At 58.9% G+C, this 14874-nt stretch carries 14 protein-coding genes; all 14 read right to left on the reverse strand.

The window, feature by feature from the left end; translation table 11 throughout:
- A partial coding sequence (locus tag ACOTZC_RS12985; RefSeq protein WP_421635809.1) for a type VI secretion system Vgr family protein occupies window positions 1-609 on the reverse strand: 609 nt, incomplete at its 3' end.
- Between the two features lie 71 nt (window positions 610-680).
- Window positions 681-1133: a hypothetical protein gene (locus ACOTZC_RS12990; RefSeq protein ID WP_045404275.1), complete on the reverse strand. Its 453-nt coding sequence runs from the start codon at window positions 1131-1133 to the stop codon at window positions 681-683.
- On the reverse strand, window positions 1117-1920 hold the full coding sequence (locus ACOTZC_RS12995) for a hypothetical protein (RefSeq protein WP_045404277.1): 804 nt from the start codon (window positions 1918-1920) through the stop codon (window positions 1117-1119). The genes ACOTZC_RS12990 and ACOTZC_RS12995 overlap by 17 nt, the downstream gene beginning before the upstream one ends.
- 20 nt (window positions 1921-1940) lie before the next feature.
- Window positions 1941-3359 carry a serine/threonine protein kinase gene (locus ACOTZC_RS13000; RefSeq protein WP_421635810.1) on the reverse strand — a complete coding sequence of 473 codons (1419 nt, stop codon included), beginning with the start codon at window positions 3357-3359 and terminating at the stop codon, window positions 1941-1943.
- A gap of 24 nt (window positions 3360-3383) precedes the next feature.
- Complete coding sequence (tssH, locus tag ACOTZC_RS13005; protein WP_421635811.1) at window positions 3384-5999, reverse strand: type VI secretion system ATPase TssH; 2616 nt, start codon at window positions 5997-5999, stop codon at window positions 3384-3386.
- A 38-nt stretch (window positions 6000-6037) separates the two neighbouring features.
- A complete protein-coding gene (gene tssG / locus ACOTZC_RS13010) occupies window positions 6038-7081 on the reverse strand; it encodes a type VI secretion system baseplate subunit TssG (protein WP_348942128.1) in 1044 nt (347 codons plus the stop codon).
- On the reverse strand, window positions 7078-8949 hold the full coding sequence (gene tssF, locus ACOTZC_RS13015) for a type VI secretion system baseplate subunit TssF (protein WP_023312147.1): 1872 nt from the start codon (window positions 8947-8949) through the stop codon (window positions 7078-7080). Before tssF ends, tssG begins: the two co-directional genes overlap by 4 nt.
- A 2-nt stretch (window positions 8950-8951) precedes the next feature.
- On the reverse strand, window positions 8952-9515 hold the full coding sequence (gene tssE, locus ACOTZC_RS13020; protein WP_047173187.1) for a type VI secretion system baseplate subunit TssE: 564 nt from the start codon (window positions 9513-9515) through the stop codon (window positions 8952-8954).
- Window positions 9508-10320 (reverse strand): type VI secretion system accessory protein TagJ, encoded by an 813-nt coding sequence (locus ACOTZC_RS13025; RefSeq protein ID WP_047173188.1) that lies wholly within the window; start codon window positions 10318-10320, stop codon window positions 9508-9510. Before ACOTZC_RS13025 ends, tssE begins: the two co-directional genes overlap by 8 nt.
- A 9-nt stretch (window positions 10321-10329) precedes the next feature.
- Window positions 10330-11328: a hypothetical protein gene (locus ACOTZC_RS13030; RefSeq protein WP_047173189.1), complete on the reverse strand. Its 999-nt coding sequence runs from the start codon at window positions 11326-11328 to the stop codon at window positions 10330-10332.
- Window positions 11329-11344: 16 nt separating this feature from the next.
- On the reverse strand, window positions 11345-12142 hold the full coding sequence (locus tag ACOTZC_RS13035; protein ID WP_023336024.1) for a PP2C family protein-serine/threonine phosphatase: 798 nt from the start codon (window positions 12140-12142) through the stop codon (window positions 11345-11347).
- On the reverse strand, window positions 12139-13902 hold the full coding sequence (tagH, locus tag ACOTZC_RS13040; RefSeq protein WP_047173190.1) for a type VI secretion system-associated FHA domain protein TagH: 1764 nt from the start codon (window positions 13900-13902) through the stop codon (window positions 12139-12141). The genes ACOTZC_RS13035 and tagH overlap by 4 nt, the downstream gene beginning before the upstream one ends.
- An 87-nt stretch (window positions 13903-13989) precedes the next feature.
- A complete protein-coding gene (locus ACOTZC_RS13045; RefSeq protein ID WP_047173191.1) occupies window positions 13990-14343 on the reverse strand; it encodes a T6SS amidase immunity protein Tai4 family protein in 354 nt (117 codons plus the stop codon).
- On the reverse strand, window positions 14340-14831 hold the full coding sequence (locus ACOTZC_RS13050; RefSeq protein ID WP_045404296.1) for a type VI secretion system amidase effector protein Tae4: 492 nt from the start codon (window positions 14829-14831) through the stop codon (window positions 14340-14342). Before ACOTZC_RS13050 ends, ACOTZC_RS13045 begins: the two co-directional genes overlap by 4 nt.
- Window positions 14832-14874 lie beyond the last annotated feature (43 nt).

Genomic DNA, 14874 nt, shown 5'->3' on the forward strand with positions numbered 1-14874 from the left:
GCCGCCTGACGGCGTCTGGTGGTAAGGAATAACCTCATAGCCGCTGAACGGCTGATGCTGCGTGGCGGCATCGGTCAGCACCAGGGTGTGTTTGTCCGCCTCATGGCTGAAGTGATAGGCAATCCCCTCCAGCTCCATCAGGCGGCTGATGAAGTCCAGGCTCGACTCCTGATACTGCACGCAGTAGTCCCACACCCGGTAGCTGCCGGTGAGTTTATCCTCAACGTTGACCTGATGCTCACCCAGCAGGGTTTTGACAATCTGCGGCACCGTCTGCCCCTGGAAGATGCGCAGGTTACGGTCGCGCTTCATCGGCCACAGGTCCGGCTCCACCGTCAGCTGGTACACCGCATAGCGGGTGCCCGTCAGCTCGACGGCGCTGACCGCCACGCGGGTAATCTTGCCGTTAACATAGCGGGACGTCAGCAGGCTCTGCGTCGGGATGGTCACCGTGACCGGCTGGCCCAGCAGCTTACTGCGGTCGATGCGCGCGTCCGTGCCGAGCACAGTCAGCGTCAGCGAAAACGACTCGGACATCGCCTCGCGGCCCGTCAGTTTCCAGAACAGAAGCCCCTCCACCGGGAGCTGAACGGTAATTCGGTTGAGCATAATCTTTATTCCATCTAGCTTATGCGATTCAGAAAAGAGGTTCGCATCTATGCATGAGCGTCATTTATATATCAAAGTGAATGAGTTTTTTCTCTTTTGCCCATTACGTAAATGAGAGAATATATCTTCAGAAACTCCGATATAACAAACAACCCTAAATTCACCCACACATTTGAAATACCAAACACACTTATCAGAAGTGGGAAAAGAGAAACCGAACATCTGAATGAAATGAGACGAAAGACTTCCTGAATAAGGGCAAACTTAATCGCAACATTTTTTCTCTTAAAAAACATCCAGGCCGAAGCAAAAAGAGAAAGCAACAAAAGCAAATCAAATATAAAAAAGAGGGTTACGATAAAGCTGTAACCGCCTCCTGAAATGACATCTGAGTTCCCTGTGAACGCGATGATATCTGAAATGAAGGGGATCCTGTCCTGGCGAAGTGAATTTATAGCGTAAAGCAAGATAGCCAGTACATCCATACATCCCCAGAAATACCATAATTTACTTTTTAAATTCATAATCCTCTTCTCTGACTCCAGGTATCCATTGCCATGATTTACCACTTACTGCCCAGGCATCATCGCTCTCAAGGTATTTCTGATAAATGGATCGTTGTTCTCCGAATCGTCTAATTACAGATTTTTCAGATATCAACGCGCGTGATACTCCGTCCAGGTCTGCGGGTAGTGCTGTCCAGCGCTGGATTTTATCGCGCGACGTATTCATGTAATCTTTACCGTCCGATCCAAACACCCGTCCCTCGTCCCCCATGCTCGTCAGGCGATTAATCGCCATGATCACAACATTTTTTGTGCCATGATAATCATCTTCCACAGTTTTCCAGTAACCCGGTCCGTAGTAAGCGGTCGATGGAATAAATGAATCACGCGTTGGGGCTGGTTTTCCAAATAGAGCGACATTGTTTCGGTAACGTTCGAGGATGTAACTCACGAAAGCTGAGCTGTACATCTTCTCATCTACACAAAACAACTCTCCTGACTCAGAGATGAAAAAGGGATATATGGCTTTTGTCCGTTGACGGTGGTCTGTTAAAACTACTTCTCCTGAGTCAATTAACCGTTCAATTTTACTAAGATTTTGTGCGTAGAGAGGATCAAACACGGCATTAGGATTAAATTCGAAGCGACGTCGCAACGTTAAACCATCAATGCTGTGAAATGGATTTAAAGCACCGCGCACCACAACAAATTCACGTCCTACGTCGCTCCGCGCATAAACAGGAGAGACAATCTTTTCGAATTCCTTTGGATGAAGCCTCTGGCTTCGAAGATCGTACACTTCCATAGTTTCTCCTGTTTATATTTCTACGGATTCACCAGCCAGGTGCCCGGCCTGGTGATATCCAGCGTCTGGCCACGCGTTCTTCCGTTGCCCTGCAGTTCAATCTTCACCTCACCGGCCGGCAGCTTGAGCGATGCATAGCCGTTGGTCGCCGGACGCAGCGCTTTTGGCTCGCCGTTCACTTTCAGCGTTTCGCCGTCGAGGATGCGGATATAGACCAGCGCAACAGGGCTCTCGACAGGCGGCGGAGTCTGCTGGGCCGTCGCCTGCTCGTTAACCTTCGCCGTTTCCGGCTTCACGTCCGGAGTGTTAGCGGCGGTTTCAGTCGGACGCGTCTCTGCCGGTGGCTGTGCAGCCTGCTCGGGAGCATCATTACCGCTGCTGAACAGCATCGCCCCGGCGACAACGCCCACCAGCACGCCTGCGGCAACCATGCCCGGGATCTTATAGCGACGCCAGTCGAGCAGCGAAGCCGGTTGTTCCTCCTCCACCGGTACCAGCATCGTGCCGGGCTTTTTCGCCGTCAGCACATCGTTGATACCCGCGACCGGCATCTCAATCAGCGCGGCGAACTCGTCGATGGACTGCGGACGGTCCTCCATGTGAAGCGCCAGCGCGCGGTCGATGGCCTGCAGCAGCGGAATGGAATAGCCCTGCGGCATGATTTCCACCAGCGGTTTGCAGGTATCCTGAATCGAGCGCACCACGCTGACCGGCGGCGGAGAACCCACAATCAGGGTACGCAGCACGGCGCCGAGGGCATAAATATCCGTCCACGGGCCCTGCTCGCTTTCGTTGTCGTCGGTGTACTGCTCGATCGGCGCAAAGCCCGGGCGCAGCATGGTTTCCGTTTCGTCGGAGAGGTTACCGATGGTGCGGCGCGCGGAGCCGAAATCAAGCAGCACTGGCAGGCCGTTATCCTGGATCTGAATGTTATCCAGAGAGATGTCGCGGTGCAGATAACCTTCGTCGTGAATGGTCTTGATCGCACCGAACAGCATCGGCAGCGTGCGCCGGATCCAGGCCTCGTTGATCAGCTCCGGCTTTTCTTCGCGCAGGCGCGAAAGCGTGGTCCCGCTGTAAAACAGCGTCCCCATGTAGGCCGTGTCGTTTTGCACCCAGAAACGCAGGACGTGCAGCAGGTTCGGGTGGTTAAAGCGCGCCAGCAGACGGGCTTCCTGGATGAAGCTGTTCAGGCCTGCGGAAAACGCTTTGCCAAAGCGCTCGCTGCGCAGCACCAGGGTCATGTCGTCGCCGCGCACGGCGAGCGAGGAAGGCATAAATTCTTTGATAGCGATAGTGCGTTCGAGCTGGTGATCCCACGCGCGATAGACGATGCCAAAACCGCCGCCGCCGATCACCTCTTTGATTTCAAACTCGTTGAAGCGGTACCCGACCGGGAGCGCGTTTGGGACAGTCCGATTGTTATCATTATCCGTCATCTTTTACAGTTCTCTTGATGATTATTACGCGGCAAACTGACAGTGAAACTCGCCCTGCTCGCAGGTGACGTGCAGACGTCGGTACTGCTCGTCGCTGCGGCTGGCGGTAAGTAAGATCTGGCTCATCTGAGGCAGCAAGGTGTTGGTCAGAATAGCATCCACCATGCGGCCGCCGGACTCCACCTCGGTACAGCGCTGAACAATTTGTTCCACCACGCTGTCGTCAAACTCAGAAATAATGCTGTGATTCTCTTCCAGACGACGCTGAATGCGCCTGAGCTGCAGGCGAACAATCTGCCCCAGCATCTCGTCGCTGAGCGGGTAGTACGGCACCACCAGCAGGCGGCCCAGCAGCGCCGGTGGGAATACCTCCAGCAGCGGCTGGCGCAGTGCGCCGCTTAACGCGTCAGGCTCCGGCATCAGCTCCGGATCGGCGCACATGGCGCTAATCAGGTCGGTGCCGACGTTAGACGTCAGAATAATGATGGTGTTACGGAAATCAATGTGGCGCCCCTCGCCGTCTTCCATCCAGCCTTTATCAAAGACCTGGAAGAAGATCTCGTGGACGTCCGGGTGCGCTTTTTCAATTTCGTCCAGCAGCACCACGCTGTACGGACGGCGGCGGACGGCCTCGGTCAACACGCCACCTTCACCATACCCTACGTACCCCGGAGGCGCACCTTTTAAGGTGGAAACGGTGTGCGCTTCCTGGAACTCGCTCATGTTGATGGTGATGACGTTCTGCTCGCCGCCGTACAGGGATTCGGCGAGGGCCAGCGCGGTTTCAGTTTTACCGACGCCGGACGGTCCGCAGAGCATAAAGACGCCCACCGGCTTGTTGGGATCGTCCAGCTTCGCCCGCGAGGTTTTCACGCGGCGGGCAATGAGATCCAGACCATGACGCTGGCCGATAACGCGCTGGTTGAGCGTGTCTGCCAGGTTAAGCACCGCGTCGATCTCGTTTTTCACCATCCGGCCCAGCGGGATCCCAGTCCAGTCGGAGACCACCGCGGCAACGACGTTTTCATCCACTGCGGCAAACAGCAGCGGCTCATCGCCCTGCAGGGCGTTCAGCGCCTGCTGCCGTTCCGCCAGCTGGCCGCGCAGCTCAGCGCTATCGTCCTCGCCAGCCGCGAACAGCGCCGCGCGCAGGCGAATAATCTCCTGCACCAGGCTGCGCTCTTCTTCCCAGCGCCGGGCCAGGGCTTCGCGTTTTGTTTCGTACGCTTCGCGTTCTGTGCGTAATGCCGTCACGCGGTCGGCATCTCCGGCTCCCACGCGCGCCTCGCGCTCAGCAATCTCAATCTCAACGTCCAGCGCGGCAAGATGGCGCAGGCAGTCTTCCAGCTGCGCAGGCGGCGCGCTCTGGCTGACCGCGACGCGGGCGCAGGCGGTGTCGAGCAGCGCAACGGCTTTGTCCGGCAGCTGACGCGCCGGGATGTAACGATGCGACAGCTTCACCGCCGCGCTGACCGCTTCGTCGAGCAGCAGCACCTGGTGGTGCGTCTCCAGCGGCGACACGGTGCTGCGCAGCATCAGAATGGCTTTCGCTTCGTCCGGCTCGTGGACCTGCACCGTCTGGAAACGACGGGTCAGCGCCGGGTCTTTCTCGATGTACTTTTTGTATTCCGCCCAGGTGGTAGCGCCGATGGTGCGCAGCTGTCCGCGCGCCAGGGCAGGCTTCAGCAGGTTCGCCGCATCGCCGGTCCCCTGCTGGCCGCCTGCGCCAATCAAGGTGTGGATCTCATCGATAAACAGAACGATCGGCGTGGCGCTGGACTGGACTTCATTAATGAGCGCCTGCAGACGGGCCTCGAACTCGCCTTTCATGCCTGCGCCAGCCTGCAGCATGCCGATATCCAGCAGCCACAGCTGAATATTTTGCAGCGGCTCCGGAACGTCGCCGTCGGCGATACGCAGCGCCAGCCCTTCCACCACCGCCGTTTTCCCGACCCCGGCTTCCCCGGTCAGCAGCGGGTTGTTCTGGCGGCGACGCATCAGGATATCCACCATCTGGCGGATCTCCTCGTCGCGCCCGACAACCGGGTCAATCTTCCCTTCGCGGGCGCGGGCCGTCAGGTCCTGGCCGTACTGGGCCAGCGTCCCCTGCGCCGCCGGTACCGTACCCGCCGGTGCGTCTGCGGCGGCAGCGGCCTGCTGCGTCTCTTTGCTGTTGGCGCAAATCGCGTCGAACTGCTCAATCAGCACCTCGACGTTAAGGCGGGTGAACTGCGACGAGATGCTTTTCAGCACGTTGGCCAGGTTCCAGGTTTTCAGCATGCCGATCAGCAAATGGCCGCCGCGAATACGGCTGACGCCAAACTTCAGCGAGCCGAAGACCCAGGCGCGCTCCACAGCGCTGTCGATATGCTCGGAGAGATCGGAAACGGAACTGGCGCCACGCGGAAGGACGTCCAGCGCGGCAACGATATCGCGCGTCAGCTGCTGTTCATCAAGGGCAAAGTGGCGGATGACCTGCTGCAGATCGCCATCCTGCTGCTGCATCAGCTGATGCATCCAGTGCACCAGCTCAACGTACGGGTTGCCGCGCAGCTTGCAGAACGCAGTGGCGCTTTCCAGAGAGGTAAATAACAGCGTATCCAGTTTGCCGAAAAGCACGGCACGGCTAATTTCTGACATGTTAGTTTCCATTAACAATGATTCGGTATACGGAAGGATTACCGCTCTGCGCGATACACCAGATCGCCACGCGGGACAGGCTGCGGCTGAAGGCCCAGCCAGGTGTTATAGCCTAATCGCCCATTGCTGCCGAGCGTGGTGCCCTGCACCGCGTCTTCACGCAGGATCAGCCGCGTTTCCCATTCAAACTCCACCCCGGCGTACTGACGCACCCAGTCGCGCAGTTCGGTGACCCAGGCTTCACCCGGCAGAAAACGGTTGTACTCCTCCGCGCTCAGCGGGCCAATTTCGATGCGAAACTTGTGCTGCACGTCGCGGACGGCGACGCCGAGAAAGGCGGATTCCCCCATGCGCGGCATGCGGCGTCCTGCGCCAAGCTGCGCCTGCTCGCGCGTGGAGAGGGGCATCCACTGCGGCACGTTGCTCACCAGCTTAACCGGGGCTTTAAAATAGTTGCTCAGGATCTTCTCCAGCCCCTCCGGATCCCGCCCGTGACGGGTCAGGTGTCCGGCGTGGGTAAAGCGAGCATGCGAGCTCAGGCTGCCTTTGTTCATCTGCCCCGGCTGGCCCATGCCAATCAGCGATGCCAGATACCCCTCAAAGCGCCTGTTGTCGGCGCGATCCAGGGAGACGGCCGGCTGCGCATCCGCCCAGGCGCGGTAAAACAGCAGCGCAAGGCGGTGATGGAACAGGTCGGCAAACGCGCTGAGGCTGGTGTCCTGATGATGATAAATACGCTCGCGGGCGTATTCGGTCATGTGGACCGGCAGCGGGCCGTTCGGGCCAAACAGGCCGAAGCTGAGGATAGACACCTCGTGCAGCCCGCTTTCTTCGCGCTGGCGTACCTGAGCCAGCGTCGACGGCGCAAAACTCATCGACGGCTGCTGGCCGATGCGCAGCGGCTCAAATTTCGGCAACGGTGCGCGTCCCAGCGGGTAGCGCTCGCCGCCCTGGGCATCAATGCGCCTTAACAGCTGAAACAGATCGTAGCGCCAGGGCGTCTCGCGAACCCCTTGCCAGAACGCGTCCGGCAGCCGGGTCAGGCGATGCACGCGCAGCGGTGCAGTAGCAGCGTCACTCATATCAGCGCCCTTTTACCCATGCGCGGCGCCCAGTAGCCAATCTCGCCGCGCTGCTGACTTTTCAGGGTGAACTCCGTAAAGCTGTTGATGGACACCAGGCGGGCAAAGAGACGCTCCATCACGCTGCCAAAAAGCCACGGGCTGGCGCCGGAAAAGGCTCGCTCATCGACCGTCAGGGTGATGCCGATCCCGCGGGCGAAAACGACCGGGCCGGGTTCAGGCACGCGGCGGTGAACCGGCTCCAGCACGCAGTGGCGTACCCCCTCCACCTGACGCGCAACGGGCGTTTCTGCCAGATTGGCGTACAGCCCTAACAGCTGGCGCAACGCGGCCGCGCCGTCTTCGTTTTCGCTGTCCATCAGGCTGAGGTAGTTCATCTGCAGCTGGCTGATGAGTCGCCAGGTGCTGAACCCTTCCGCCAGCGCCGGGCGCGGCGGCGTCGGGCCTTTGCGCAGGGTGAGGGATTTCACCGGCATAGAATCGGCCATAATGAACTGCCCGAGCTCCTGCTGCAGCATCAGCGGCAGGTCGCGGCTGGTGCACAGCACCTCGGCAGAGATATAGCGCAGGTTTTCCTGCCACGGGGCGTGCTGTTCATCCACCAGCGAAACAAACACCTCTGAACCGATATATCCGGTACGGGTGCCGTAGCGCAGGGCGTGCTCGGACAACACGCGCTGTTCGCGGCGCAGGGAAAAATAGGCTCCATAGTTGCCCGCATCGCCGCTCCAGGTGCTCCAGAATGGACGAAACGTCTGGTCATCGCGCTGACCGTCAGCGCTGCCATAAATTTTTTTGACCGCGTAAATTTCATAATCCAGCGGACGAATGTTATCGACCACCAGATGGTATTCATGCTGGCCTTCATTCAGCTTCTGACGCGCCGCGACCTTTGGAAACAGGTTGATGACCGGCGTACAGTGCAGCGCCAGATGGCTGGCATCGACCACGCGCTCCAGCTGTTCATCCGACTTATCCAGCAGAATGAAGATGTCGAAGGCTTTTTCGCCTTCACAGCGTTCGATAAGCGTGCCCAGACCGCTCAGGCTGATGAAGCGGAAGCGGGCCGGAAAGGCGAAATACTCCTGCAGCAGGCGGTAGCCGTCAAAGTTGCGCAGATCGTCGGGAAGCAGAGCCTGGTCAGGCTCAAAGCCCTCCTGGCGCAGCGCGTCCGACGCCAGCAGCTGTCGCTGCGGCTGCGGGCTGACCGTCTGGCAGACGATCCCGGCGTGATGCTCCATCACCAGCTCCAGCAGCTTCAGCGCTTCAATGTCCGGACCGCCGAGGAAAAATTCCAGACGGTCGAAATCCAGGTGTCCGAGGTTTTGCGGGCCGTCGCAGGCGATGCGGATCCTTAAGGCGCTGCCGATCTGCCGCTGGCTCAGCCCCAGCTGCGCCAGCGGCAGATCGGCGGGCACGCCGCCCAGCTCGACCTTGTCGATTTTCAGCGGCAGCAGGTTGACCTCGTGCGCCGTGGTATAGCTGCAGGTCACGCCGGTTTTTTTTAGCGCCAGGCTGTCCATCATGGTGCCGCGCGGCACAATGAAGCCCTTGCTCAGATCGCCCCGGCTGCTGTCGGGCTCAATCTCCGCGATCGCCATCGACGGCGTGGGCGCGAGATAGTTAGGCGCAATCATCTCCAGCAGACGCTGGGAGAAGCGCGGAAACTCCGCGTCCATTTTCATCTGCACGCGGGAGGTCAGGAAGGCGAAGCCCTCCATCAGACGTTCGGTATACGGGTCCGCCACTTCGATGCCGCGCATGCCCAGCCGTCCGGCGACTTTTGGGTAGCGTTCGGCAAACTCGGCCCCCATTTCGCGCAGGTAGGCCAGCTCGCGGTTGTAATATTCGAGCAGTTTACTTTCCATGATTACCCCGCATCTTTCAGTTCAAAATGGCCGTTTTCCAGATCGACATCGGTACGAAACAGAAACTCCAGCGGGTACGGCACACACCACAGACGCCCTTTGATCTCGATGGAGAGCACATTGTGCAGATCCAGCGAGGAGGTATCCGACACGCAGCGGACCTGCAGCCCCTGCGGCAAAATGCGCGGTTCAAAATTGATGATGGCCTCGGTGAGCTTGCGCTGAATGTCGTGCCATTCGATATCCGACATCCTTTTCCCGGCCAGCGGCGCGACGCCGAAGTTGACCACCGAGCGCTTCACGTGCGGCAAGTCGCTCAAGTCGCCGGAGGCATCGTGGTTGATGGTATTAAACAGCCACTGCAGATCGCGCAGGACGTTGCGCCGCAGGGCGGCGTGGGTGATCAGATTGCTGTTGGCCGACTCGCGTTTTTTTTCCGGGTCGTTATCGGTGAGCCGATCCAGCAGCGAGGGCTGCATTTTGTCGCGCGCCCCCACTTTCTCCTGCCTGCTGCGGGCTTGCCAGCCGCTGCGCAGCAGATCGCCTTCGCCAGCGGGATTACTCATCGGCTCCATCCGTCGCAAACGTCACGAGGCTTAATGACAGCAGCGGGTATTCGCTTTGCTCGCTCAGCCAGGCCTTCTGGCCCCTGCCTTCGTAAAGAGTGCCGTCTTCGTCGAGCGGCTGCCATTCGGTGGTGCGGCCCAGCCTGACCGCATCGGTGGCATCGTCAGCAAACGGATAACGCGCCGGGATCTGACACACCTGCTCCATACCGTCGGTCAGGCGCACCAGCGCGTGACGCCAGACCAGATCGGTCACGCTGGCGGGCGCCTGGAAACGGATCTCCGCGATGGCGCTGAACGGCAGCCAGAAATAACGACCGTTCACGATGGTTTCGCAGACCGGGCCGAGACGGGCATCGCCGTCCATCAGCCACTCGAAAGCCTGCGTCTCCTCGTTTTCGAGTGTGATGTGACCCGCAGTGGCCTGCGCCTGTTCGAGGGCTTCGAGACGCAGTTCCCGGGCGCGCTCGCCCTCCTCGCTCAGCGCCGAGGCCAGGGTCGTCAGCCACGGCCACTGGGTTTCAGGCATAGCCGGACGCGCCTGTCCCGCCATCACCTGCGCGCGCTGCAGTTCGCCCTGAATGGATTGCTCCAGCAGCGTGACGGTGGGCTTCGCCTGAGGCTTCAGCGCCAGCCAGCTTTTCAGCTGGGTCAGCGCGCGCGTCCAGTTGCCGCTGAGGGTTAAAAACTGCACGAACGCGGCGCGGAGGTCGGCATCTGCCGGACGGGCTTTGATTTCAGCTTCCAGACGCGCCAGCGCATCGCTGAGCGGCTCGCCCGCCAGGTGTTGATAGAGCGTATTCATAGCCACTCCTTAATTCGCCGCGCGCCATGCGCCAACGGCCGGATCGCGCAGCTGAGGACGCAGGGTGTCAATCAGCACGATATTCAGCGGCGTGCCGGGTGCGACCCAGGCGCTCCAGGTTTTTTTCACCGCCGCAATACGCGCCTGCAGTTTTGCATCATCGCTGGCAATTTCACGGGAGATCTCCACCGCTACGGTGCCGTTGCTTTTCCAGCTGTTCAGGGCGCTATCGTAAGGCAGGATCATCCAGCTCTGGTCGCTGTCTGGGGTGCTGAACACCATGCGCTCTTTGTTGACGGAGGTGATCAGCGCGTTTTCAGGATCGGCGCTTTGATTCAGACCCGCCACCGGGAAGCCATGAATGTAGGTCACCGCCATCTCTTTCTGTCCACCGTTGCGGGACTGCGAAACCACGGTGTGTCCGCTCAGCCAGCTGCCGTTACCGCAGCGGGTGGTGTCAGAATCCGGAATAAAGAGCGCCGGAGCGGAAGCGCCCCCTTCCCAGAAGGTGCGCAGGTGGCAGCCGTCCTGAAGCGTAAACTCCTGCCACGGCGTACGGTCGGCGGCAACGGTGCGGGAAGCCACGTTCTGGTCCGGCGGCAGCAGAGCGCCGCTGGCTGGGGTTGCGGTGACGGTCGCAGCAGGTGCGGCCTGCTCCTGTTTCACCACCAGCGCCCAGTCCTGCGCTTTGCCTGCCGTACCCTGCGCCAGCGTGGTACCCGCCGGATCGTTGAGCGTCCAGCTAAGCTTATTCACTTTGCTGCACTGGTGTTCCAGCAGGGAGCCAAGACGCGGCACAAAATTCTCCAGCACGGAGACGTCTTTCTTACCATTCGCCACAATGCGCAGCGCCACCTCAGGCTTACACCAGCTCTGCGGCGTGTTGTCTTTGATGTTGTCGATCCAGATATCCAGCTTCTGCGCAGGAGACTGCACGATGCGGAAATTCTCAGCCTGCGCGGTGGAGGTGACCGCCAGAAGTGCCAAACCCGATAGCCAAAGTTTCATATCGTTCCTTGTGTGTCTAATCAGTTCCGCAGGGAAGAAATTGTGCTGCGTCAGAGAGGGTGTGCAGCAAAGTGGTGTCCTGAGGGTTGCCCATCCATACCGCCAGGGCAGTATAGTTATCCTGAGCATTCCCCTCCTGTTCGCCATTCTTTTGAATGATTTGGTTCATTAAGGTCAGCCACTCCTGCGGCGTATTGACCATATGCAGCGACTGCTTCATTTGCTCTTCGCTAACGCCGTGCCAGAACCCGTCGGTGCAGAGTAAGAATGCATCGCCGTCTTCAACCTGCACCACGTCGCTGTAGCTCGCTTCCGGCCCGCCGTTTTCAATCCCCAGCGCGAGGTACAGCAGATTGCTGTTGAGATCGTCGGTCTGGTGCCCGGCGTCTTTCATCTGCTGCACCAGGCTGTGGTCGGTGGTCACATGCCACAGCCATCCCCGGCGAAACAGGTACAGGCGGCTGTCTCCGGCGTGCGCCCAGTAGGCCAGACCGTAATCACGGTCAATGAACAGGCTGACCAGCGTCGTGCCCATCCGGCGATAGTCCTGAACGGCCTGCTGTTCGCTGAGGATGGTGCGGTTCGCCGTCTGCACGTAGTCGCGGATATGCTGCGCATTAAGATGTTTGTCGCCATCGAAGCGGGAGATAATGCTGTTGCGGGCCAGCTCTGCAGCCACCTCACCGCCCGGCAGGCCCGCGATGCCGTCGCAGACGACAAAGCATGCTGAACGTTCCCCTATGGTTTCTCCCGTCTGATCCTGGTTGCTGGCGCGCGTCCCCTGGCGGGAGAGAGAAGCCGTTGCGATATTCATTTGTCTTCCGATCCGCTCTGTGAGTCTTTGTACTGATTTACCTCCATGTCGTACGCGTGAAGGAAGGCCTCGCCGAACAGGGTATGGAAGTCATCCTCAATCTCGCCAGCCGTCTCGCCATAGCTGCGAACAAAATAGTCCCACAGGGCGGCTTTGCGGCTGCCCGGCAGCGCCAGACGAGAGGTCATCCCATTCTGCTTCGCCTGCTCTTCCAGCTGTTCCGGGTTAAAGGACTGCAGCATCGCGGCAATGATGGCGCGGATACCGGAGATCATGCCCAGCTGGTGCGCCTGCAGATCGATAAGCGCGTCGCGCACGGATTTGGTCGGCGGCATAAAGCCCGGCATCGGGGTGCCGAACATCTGGATCAGCACGGTTTTGCCGGTCGGCAACAGCTTGAACGGGTTGTTGGCATCGTCCAGCACCATCGTCATATCGGCCTTCACGCCACGCTTGAGAATGGAACGCGAGGAGAGCAGCGCCACGGTCCCCTGAGAGAACATACCGAGGATTTGCCCGAGCTGTCGCATATTTTCCCGGTCAAACTGCGGGACGGGCTGCATTTCGCTCAGCCCCATGCCTTCCAGCAGCGCCTCCAGCAGCTCGCCCTGCAGCACTTCGCCCTTCTCACCGCTATTCGCCGTAGCGGTTGGGGCGGCGGCGTTATTGACTGGGTCGATGCGCAGACGGCCCTTCGGGGCCTGAGCGCTGCTGCGCGCAACGGCCTGTGGCGTAGGCATGGTGAAGCCTGCGTAATCCGGTCGCGCGGGCTCTTCTTCAGCACGCGGTTCTTCCTGCGGCTCAGGGGCGAACAGCGGAGAATCGGCCAGCACGTCCTCTTCCTGCGCGGGTTCCGGCACTGGCGCAGGCTTTTCGGTAAGAATGTCATCCGGATGGGTTAATGGGGCGCCGCCCATCAGCCCGAGCGGGTCGTCATTACGCGCGGCTGGCGCGCTGGCCTTACCGCCAAACAGGGCCAGCGGATCGAGTTCGTCCGTCGCCTCGTCTTCTTGCTTAGCGGGGGTCGTCTCGCCCGGCGGCACCAGCGTTGACGGGGTGACGTCGTCAAAAATACTCTCTTTTTTGAACAACGCTTCGTCGCTGAACAGCGTGTCCGGGTCAACGTTCTTACGCTCGAGCTTTGGATCGCTGTCGTTGAACATCGCCAGCGGATCTTCAGCGTTACGTTCCGGGGCCGAAGGCTGGGAGAACGGATCGTGCGATGCAGCAGGCTGCGGTTTTGTACGGTTGCTGGAGATGCTGTCGGAGATGGAGAACTCCTGCATCAGGCTATCCCAGATCTCCGTTGGCACGGCGGTTGGCTCGGCCTTCCCGCGCGGTGCGGCGCTCGCCGGCTTCGGTTGCGCAGCGGGCGCGGGTGCGGCTGCCGGACGCGCCTGCTGATGCATGCTGGCCGCCATACGGCTCACGGGCTGCGTATCGTGGATCAGTTCGGACACTTCGATACGGTAGTCATCAATACCGAGAATGTCGCCATCCTGCAGCTCAACCTGACGCCCTCGCTCCAGCGGAATGTCATTTAATACCACGCGGGTGACGCTGCCACGGTTGGTCACGCGGCATTCGCCCTGGGCGTCAACGTGAACAATGGCCTGCAGACGAGAGATGGTGCGGTCATTGTCCGGCAACACCAGATTGTTATCCGTACCGCGCCCAATGGTGCCGCCCGGGGCGTAAAAATCACAGCTGCTTTGCGGCGGCTGATGACCGGGTTTCGTAGAAATAATCGTGAATCGCATGGCGTATTCCTGCTGGTATGATTAGCGCTCAAACGCTGCCGCTCTCGGAGCGAGAACGGCGGCGTTTGGGGGCCGATTCCATCTGTTCTATTCTGGCGTTTTGAGCGGACGAATCGCTTCGCTATTGGCGATTAAGCTGCACTTTAAAACCTGATATTGACCCGGTTCGGTACCGCCTACTTTCTCTTTCAGTAAAGAAACAATCACCTTGTCAGCTTTTTCAAAATTCTCAGCAGGGAGATTGCTTGCTTCCAGCCATGCGGCTGCACTGGCCTCTGCATCATCTTTGAGACTTTTACTGTCCGCAATCTTACTGATGCATCGATTTTGCACCCAGTTTTCAAAGATTTGTTGCTGAGAAAAAGCGCTAACATCAGGCAGGGTTTGGGCATAAACAGCAGGGGCATTTATAGCCAGGATCAGCAGTAATAAACGTTTCATTTCAGGCTCCAGAATGTTGCGTTGGTCGGAATAAATGAACCATTACCCGGTGAGCCCAGAAAATGGCAATCATCAGAGCAAATATTTCCATTCCAGAGTGTGACATGCCCGGTAGCGTCGCTCCAGCCGTGCCCGGTGAAGATGATAATGCCCTGTTTGCCTGCAAATTGCGCAGGAGTGGGAGAAGAGACAGACATATCGGCATTGCCCAGTACCGTGGGTAGAAATGAAATCATATCTTTAACGCGGAACATATAGCGCTTTTTGTCGTTTCCGGTCACTGTCGCATATTTACTGTTAGAAGGAATCGGAATGCCACAGTAATTTAAAACGTAGCTCATACGAATTGGGCAGGCATTTTTAAAAATACCGGCGTCGATATTATGCTGAACTTTTCCACCCAACAATTTGCCAACCTGTTCTACGCTTATGTTCACTTCTCTGAATCTGTTCCAGGCGGCACCAAAAGCAGGACGCATTTGAGACATCTTGTTTCTCCTTGATAAGAAGCTCAGGATGGGGCTGTCGCTC

Origin of the sequence: Enterobacter cloacae complex sp. SHL009, assembly GCF_049237205.1 — a bacterium.
GTDB lineage: Bacteria > Pseudomonadota > Gammaproteobacteria > Enterobacterales > Enterobacteriaceae > Enterobacter > Enterobacter cloacae_M.

Bases quoted from the DNA above. Each gene is read 5' to 3' on its own strand.
- ACOTZC_RS13000 (WP_421635810.1), bottom strand. From the start codon at position 3,359: ATGACGGATAATGATAACAATCGGACTGTCCCAAACGCGCTCCCGGTC.
- ACOTZC_RS13045 (WP_047173191.1), bottom strand. From the start codon at position 14,343: ATGAAACGTTTATTACTGCTGATCCTGGCTATAAATGCCCCTGCTGTT.
- ACOTZC_RS13035 (WP_023336024.1), bottom strand. From the start codon at position 12,142: ATGAATATCGCAACGGCTTCTCTCTCCCGCCAGGGGACGCGCGCCAGC.
- ACOTZC_RS13050 (WP_045404296.1), bottom strand. From the start codon at position 14,831: ATGTCTCAAATGCGTCCTGCTTTTGGTGCCGCCTGGAACAGATTCAGA.
- tssE (WP_047173187.1), bottom strand. From the start codon at position 9,515: ATGAGTAATCCCGCTGGCGAAGGCGATCTGCTGCGCAGCGGCTGGCAA.
- ACOTZC_RS13030 (WP_047173189.1), bottom strand. From the start codon at position 11,328: ATGAAACTTTGGCTATCGGGTTTGGCACTTCTGGCGGTCACCTCCACC.
- tssH (WP_421635811.1), bottom strand. From the start codon at position 5,999: ATGTCAGAAATTAGCCGTGCCGTGCTTTTCGGCAAACTGGATACGCTG.
- ACOTZC_RS12990 (WP_045404275.1), bottom strand. From the start codon at position 1,133: ATGAATTTAAAAAGTAAATTATGGTATTTCTGGGGATGTATGGATGTA.
- tssG (WP_348942128.1), bottom strand. From the start codon at position 7,081: ATGAGTGACGCTGCTACTGCACCGCTGCGCGTGCATCGCCTGACCCGG.
- tssF (WP_023312147.1), bottom strand. From the start codon at position 8,949: ATGGAAAGTAAACTGCTCGAATATTACAACCGCGAGCTGGCCTACCTG.
- ACOTZC_RS13025 (WP_047173188.1), bottom strand. From the start codon at position 10,320: ATGAATACGCTCTATCAACACCTGGCGGGCGAGCCGCTCAGCGATGCG.
- tagH (WP_047173190.1), bottom strand. From the start codon at position 13,902: ATGCGATTCACGATTATTTCTACGAAACCCGGTCATCAGCCGCCGCAA.
- ACOTZC_RS12995 (WP_045404277.1), bottom strand. From the start codon at position 1,920: ATGGAAGTGTACGATCTTCGAAGCCAGAGGCTTCATCCAAAGGAATTC.